The sequence below is a fragment of the Moraxella sp. genome (assembly GCF_024227015.1).
In the GTDB taxonomy this organism is placed as follows: domain Bacteria; phylum Pseudomonadota; class Gammaproteobacteria; order Pseudomonadales; family Moraxellaceae; genus Moraxella.
The window spans coordinates 1-6,209 of the sequence record NZ_JAAELD010000077.1; the positions used below are offsets into that span (position 1 = coordinate 1).

The 6,209-nt window shown below is 45.0% G+C and carries 8 protein-coding genes and 1 pseudogene; 5 read left to right on the forward strand and 4 right to left on the reverse strand.

Annotated elements, in window-relative coordinates; genetic code table 11:
* The 3 genes from GY683_RS01605 to GY683_RS01615 all read left to right on the forward strand — a co-directional run.
* Positions 1–598: DoxX family protein (locus tag GY683_RS01605; protein ID WP_367274105.1), on the forward strand; the 598-nt coding region annotated here is incomplete at its 5' end.
* A complete protein-coding gene (locus GY683_RS01610) occupies positions 586–1,173 on the forward strand; it encodes a sigma-70 family RNA polymerase sigma factor (protein WP_297287090.1) in 588 nt (195 codons plus the stop codon). The genes GY683_RS01605 and GY683_RS01610, both read left to right, overlap by 13 nt.
* A gap of 10 nt (positions 1,174–1,183) precedes the next feature.
* Positions 1,184–1,372, forward strand: coding sequence for a zf-HC2 domain-containing protein (locus tag GY683_RS01615; RefSeq protein ID WP_297287091.1), 189 nt, complete (start codon positions 1,184–1,186; stop codon positions 1,370–1,372).
* Positions 1,373–1,387: 15 nt separating this feature from the next.
* Here GY683_RS01615 and GY683_RS01620 read toward each other — a convergent pair whose 3' ends face one another.
* Positions 1,388–2,116 (reverse strand): ribonuclease HII, encoded by a 729-nt coding sequence (locus tag GY683_RS01620; protein ID WP_297287092.1) that lies wholly within the window; start codon positions 2,114–2,116, stop codon positions 1,388–1,390.
* Positions 2,113–3,312, reverse strand: a complete 1,200-nt coding sequence (lpxB, locus tag GY683_RS01625) for a lipid-A-disaccharide synthase (RefSeq protein ID WP_297287093.1) — start codon at positions 3,310–3,312, stop codon at positions 2,113–2,115. The genes GY683_RS01620 and lpxB overlap by 4 nt, the downstream gene beginning before the upstream one ends.
* Positions 3,313–3,538: 226 nt before the next feature.
* On the opposite strand from lpxB, the gene GY683_RS01630 reads away from it, so the two are divergent.
* Together GY683_RS01630 and GY683_RS01635 are read left to right on the forward strand one after the other, a co-directional pair.
* Positions 3,539–3,877 (forward strand): P-II family nitrogen regulator, encoded by a 339-nt coding sequence (locus GY683_RS01630; protein ID WP_297287094.1) that lies wholly within the window; start codon positions 3,539–3,541, stop codon positions 3,875–3,877.
* A gap of 66 nt (positions 3,878–3,943) precedes the next feature.
* Positions 3,944–5,179 (forward strand): ammonium transporter, encoded by a 1,236-nt coding sequence (locus tag GY683_RS01635; RefSeq protein WP_297287096.1) that lies wholly within the window; start codon positions 3,944–3,946, stop codon positions 5,177–5,179.
* Positions 5,180–5,232: 53 nt separating this feature from the next.
* On the opposite strand, the gene GY683_RS01640 is transcribed toward GY683_RS01635, so the two are convergent.
* Positions 5,233–5,940, reverse strand: coding sequence for a Smr/MutS family protein (locus GY683_RS01640; RefSeq protein WP_297287097.1), 708 nt, complete (start codon positions 5,938–5,940; stop codon positions 5,233–5,235).
* A gap of 42 nt (positions 5,941–5,982) precedes the next feature.
* Positions 5,983–6,209, reverse strand: a pseudogene (locus tag GY683_RS01645) (cytochrome O ubiquinol oxidase); the annotation flags it as partial.

The following is a 6,209-nucleotide window of genomic DNA, read 5'->3' on the forward strand; positions in this document are numbered from 1 at the left end:
TGTTGTAAATTTAAATAAATTGGACTTTTTGCCATTATTCGCCATTCGTCTTTATCTTGCCCCTGTGTTTATAATGGCAGGGCTAACCAAATACCGCTCGTTTGATGATACGGCACAGTGGTTTGGCAATGCCGATTGGGGGCTTGGTTTGCCATTTGCGTCCTTTTGGGTGGCAATGGTGATTATTGCCGAATTGATTGGCGGTATGGCGTTATTACTCGGCGTGGCGACTCGTTTGTTTGGCGTATTATTGGCAATTACAATGGCGGTCGCCATGTTCCTTGTGCATTTAAAAAACGGCTGGCACGCCATTACCCCAACCGACCCTGCGACCAATATCGCCCAATTGTTTGGCGGATTGGGACAGGTAAGTTTGGATAATTCCATACAAGCGGGCGAGCGATTAAATAAAGCCCGTGAAATCTTACAAACGCACGGTAATTATGACTGGCTCGCCGAAACGGGTAATTTTGTGATTTTAAATAATGGCATAGAATTTGGCATGACTTATTTTATCATGTTACTTGTTTTAATCATCTATGGGGCAGGGCGGTATACAAGCATTGACTTTTGGATAAATAAAAAATGCACCAAATAGAATTACGCCAATTTGATAAAAAAAGCATGGACGAGATATATCAGTCCATGTTTGCTTTTGCGTATAACCAATTAAATCACGAACAGCACGCCAAAGACGTGGTGCAAGACGCTCTCTTAAATGCTTTAAAATATGCCGACAGTTTTCAAGGAAAGTCCGCCTTTAAAACGTGGGTATTTGCCATTTTAAAAAATAAAATTGCCGACTTTATTCGCCAAAATAAACACTATGAAACGATAAGTGATATGAGTGAAAATAGCGATGAAGAATTTTTGGCAATGCTGTTTGATGATATTGGGCATTGGCAAAACGGTTCATCGCCAAATGCCTTTGATAATCGCTGGGCAAGTCCGCATGAAACGGCTGAAAATGATGAATTTTGGCAAGTATTGGAACTTTGTTTGGAGAATCTGCCCAAAGAGCAGGCACAAGTTTTTTTGATGAAAGAATATATAGAATTGGGTAGTGATGAGATTTGTCAAAATTTAAACATTACTCGACAGAATTTATATGTGTTATTGCACAGAGCCAGATTAAGATTGCAAATGTGTTTGTCGGTAAAATGGTTTGTTTAAGGGGAATACAATGAAACAATTAAAGAATTGCCAAAAAATGACTGAACTTATGAGTCTATCACAAGAAGAACCATTGACTTTATCCCAAAAAATGACGGTGAAATTTCATCTTTTGATGTGTCCTGAATGTCGTAGGTTTGATGATAATAATCGGATGTTAAAAGAGATGATAAAACAGCATAAGAATTTAAAGGGATGATTTGTTTTAAAGCGATTAAAAAAGCTGATTTGCCAATATCGTCCGCATGGGATTAAAGCTCTTGCGATGTTCGGGCAATATTCCATGCTCATAAATGGCGTTGGTATGGGCTTTACTGGCATAGCCTTTGTGCTTGTCTAATCCATAATCAGGGTAAATTTTGGCGTAGTCGCTCATGGCGGTATCACGATGAACCTTGGCAAGGATACTGGCACAGGCGATAGACGTGTGAATGCTGTCGCCCTTGATGAGCGTGTGAATGCACCGCTGAAAGTCGCCAAAGTCATCGGACAGGGTGGGCGCAGCGTTGCCGTCTATCACGATGATAAGATTGTCATTTTTGCCAACGTTATTTAACACAATCAAGTGTTCAATGGCAAGTCTCATGCCCAAAAGAGTCGCTTGATAAATGTCAATGGCATCAATCACGTAAGCAGGAATGTCAATAATGGCATAGCTTTGGCAGGTTTGTTTAATCGGGTCAAAGACCAAATTCCGCTTTCTTTCAGACAGCTTTTTGCTGTCATTGATAAGGGCAATGGGTGTGCCTGTCAAATCCACTCGTCCAAACTCACCTGTTAAGTCATTATCCAGAATCACCGCCCCAACAGTCATCTGCCCGAACAGTGAACCCCGCCCCACTTCATCAATGCCGATGACAAAGGTGCGTGATGTAGGTTCGTGATTTTTGTGGGCGACAACGGTGCAGGCGTGAGTGTGCGTGTTTAGAGTATGGGCTTTCATGAATGTTGATAATGAGTCAATACGACTTCGGCGGCGTTATGATGACTGTCCTTACGTAGTGTGGCGGTTGTTTGTTGTAATTTTATGATTTGAGCGTTAGGGTCGCCTAAAATTAGCTTGACTTCTCTTGCGATATTGGCTGCTGTTGCGTCATGCTGGATCAATTCAGGTACAATCGGCTTGCCTGTCTGCCCGTAGGATAGGATATTTGGCAGAGATACATAGGGGATCTTTACCAGATGCTTGGCGATGGTGTAGGTGAGATTGCTTAGTTTGTACACCACGACCATGGGGCGGTGCAGCAGCAGTGTCTCAAGCGTGGCGGTGCCTGATGCCAACACCACCACGTCAGACGCCATCATCACAGCATGACTGATTGGCGTGTCCTCACCATAAACGACATGGGTATGGGGCAGTAGATGAGGCGCGCGCTCAAACAACATCGACTCTACCAGTCGCGCGTGTTCTGCATTCACCACGGGCAGTGCAAAACCCATGCCATCAGCGGCAAGCTCATCCATGCTGTCGATAAGCAGTGGCAATATGGCATGAATCTCAGAGACGCGCGAACCTGCCATCATGCATAGAATGGTCTGGTTGTTAAGCTTCTTAAGTGAAGGAAAGCTGCCACGATGATGGCTGATAAATTCCGCCTTAATCTCATCAAGGGCGCGTTCATCGGCTCGTAGCTTGCCGAGCAGTGGATGCCCGACGCAGACAGCAGGATGATTATGCTTGGCATAGACATCAAGCTCAAAGGGAAAGAGGCACAGCACCAAGTTGGTGGCGGCTTTGATGGTGTGAATTCGACTCTCTCGCCATGCCCATACACTCGGGCTGACCATCTGCACGCAGAACACGCCTTTTGGCTTAAGAACTTTGCCCAGTCTTAAATTAAAATCAGGCGCATCAATACCAACAAAAATATCAATGCTCTGATGATCAAATTCTTCTAATATCTCACGTCTGGCTCGCAATAAATCGGGCAGATGTTTGACAACTTCAGTCAGACCCATCACAGAGAGCCGCTTCATGTCTATGATGGAGCGCAGCCCTAATTTTTGCATGCTTTGACCGCCTACGCCCACCCAGCGAATGTTTGGGTGAATGGCGTTCATCTGACGCATAAAATCCGCACCCAGCGCATCGCCTGAAACTTCACCTGCCACGATGCCGATGGTAAGCATGTCCGTCATAAGTCATCCAAATTATTATAAATAAATGCCATATTTTACGAATTTCTAGGAATGCTTGCAAACGAATTCGTCAAAATTTTTAATATTATTAAATTTTATATGGCCATTAGTTAAATTAATAAATAACCAATTTTTTATTAAAATAAACCATTTTTTATTTTTTGCAATCTTTGGCATACTATGACCAGATTAATTAGTTTTACTTATGTAGCCATAGGAGTTAGTTATGAAATTAATCACCGCCATTATTAAGCCATTTAAATTAGACGATATTCGAGAGTCGTTGACGTCGATAGACATACATGGCATGACGATCACAGAGGTGAAGGGCTTTGGGCGACAAAAGGGTCACGCCGAGATTTATCGTGGTGCTGAGTATGTGGTGGATTTTTTACCTAAGCTAAAAATTGAAGTGGCTGTGAGCGATGAGTTGGCTGATGAAGTTGTCCGTACCATCGCAGACGCTGCCAACACAGGCAAGATTGGCGATGGTAAGATTTTTGTGCAGCCATTGGATGAGATTGTTCGTATTCGCACAGGCGAAATGGGTGAAAATGCTTTATAAAACTAATAAGGGGTAAAAGCAATGAAAAAATCAGTAGGTCGATTTGGGTTAGTGGGTGCAGGACTAATGCCCGCCTTGGCGATGGCGAATGAATCGGTATTAGATACCGGTGATACAGCTTGGGTATTGACAGCGACGGCATTGGTCTTGATGATGACCATTCCAGGGCTTGCACTGTTCTATGCTGGCATGGTGCGTAAGAAAAATATCCTATCTACCATGATGCATAGTCTGGGTGCTGCGGCTGTTGTTTCGATTGTGTGGGTTGTAGCTGGTTATTCGTTGGCATTCTCAGAAGGTGCTATGAATGCATTCGTGGGCGGGCTTGATCATGTGATGCTTTATAATATTGGGCTAGATGAATTGGATGGTAGTATTCCTAAGCTATTAACCGCAATATTTCAGCTGACATTTGCGGTTATCGCCATGGCGATCTTAGCGGGGTCTTTGGCCGAGCGAATCAAATTTAGCTCATTCATGGTGTTCGCTGCGGCTTGGACACTGTTGGTGTATGTGCCTGTATGCCACTGGGTGTGGGGTGGCGGCTGGCTGACTGGCGATGCGCTAGACTTTGCCGGCGGTACGGTGGTTCATATTAATGCAGGTGTGGGCGGTCTGGTGCTGGCTTATCTGTTGGGCAGTCGCCGTGATTATGGTAAGGGTAATCTTGCGCCTGCGAACTTGGCATTAACACTCATCGGTACGGGTCTGATTTGGGTAGGTTGGTTTGGCTTTAATGGCGGTTCGGCGCTCGGCGCTAACGGCAATGCAGTGATGGCGCTCATTACCACTCAAGCGGCTGCGGCAGTGGGTGCGATCACTTGGCTGATGGCAGAATACGCTAAGCGCGGTAAGGCGTCTGCACTGGGCGGGGCATCCGGCGCTGTGGCAGGGTTGGTAGGGATCACACCTGCGGCAGGCTTTGTGGATGTATTTGGCGCGATGGCGATTGGCGTGCTGACTTCTTTGGGGTGTTTTGTGATGATTTATTATGCCAAAAAACGCCTGCGTGTGGATGATGCGCTAGATGCCTTTGGGCTGCACGGTGTGGGCGGCATCATTGGTGCGGTATTGACAGGGGTGTTTGTGAGTCCTGCGCTATATCCCGAGATTGCCGATGTGTCGTTATTAAAGCAGCTTTGGCTACAGGTTGAGGGTGTGATTGCTACCTTAGTGTATGGCTGGGTGATGACATTCGTAATTGGCATTACCATTAAGAAAACCATAGGTCTGCGTGTGGATGCTGAAGAGGAATATCAAGGTCTTGATCTGGCCATCCATGGTGAGAAAATAGCAGATTAGTAATCTTAATCATCAAAAAACCAGTCACAATGACTGGTTTTTATGTGTTTGCTTTATTCGCCAAGTCGATTGCGCTTTAATAGTACCAACACCGCACCATTGCCACCATCGTTGGTAGGGGCGGATACAAAAGCCATAACATCAGAGATTTGACGTAGCCAGCCGTTCACACAGGTTTTGATGATCGCATCTGTGCCTTTGCCGTGGACGATTTTTACGACGGTCTCGCCATTGCTCATTGCGTTTTTGATGAGTGTTAGGACGGCATTGCGGGCGTCTTCAATGCTCGAGCCGTGCAAATCCACTGCATCATACCAGCGCAGTTTACCTTGTTTTAGCTGTTCGAAGACTTTATTTTGAAGGGTTGGGTTTTTGTAGCTTAAAAATGCCTCGCCTGCCACAGGGTTGAGCAAAGCCTGCATGTCAGACAGATTAACGCCAGTCATCTCCTCACCGCCTTCAGCATTGGCACGGCGATAGATGGCATTATCGTCTTTTTGGGGTTTTTGGGCGATAGTTTTTTCGTTTTTTAGGGGTTGGACGCCGCTCATCGCTTGCATGAATAGCACCTTGTCTTCATCGATGAGTGCATTGTCGAAGCGTTTGACTTGGTTTGCGACTTCTTTTTTGCCCAGCAGTGAGACGCTCGTGGGTTTGCCATTGGAATCGGTTTCGGGCTTGGTGGATGATTTGCCGCCCATTTCTTTGAGCTGGGTTTGGGCGTCTTTGGAGAGTAAGTCTTTAAATGTAGTCATGATGATACCTGTCGTTACACAGATGAGTGATTAAAAATAGATGAGTGATTAAGCCATGGGTTTGATTTTTTGCTTGATAAAATTAATGACAATCGGCAACACGCTAAATCCGATAATGCTAAAAATCACATAGGTAAAATTATCTTTGATGACGGGCTGATTGCCAAAAAAATAGCCGAGTAGCACAAAGGATGTAATCCACAAAAATCCGCCAATGACGTTATAACTGATAAACCGCTTATAATTCATGCTCCCTGCCCCTGCCACAAAAAAAA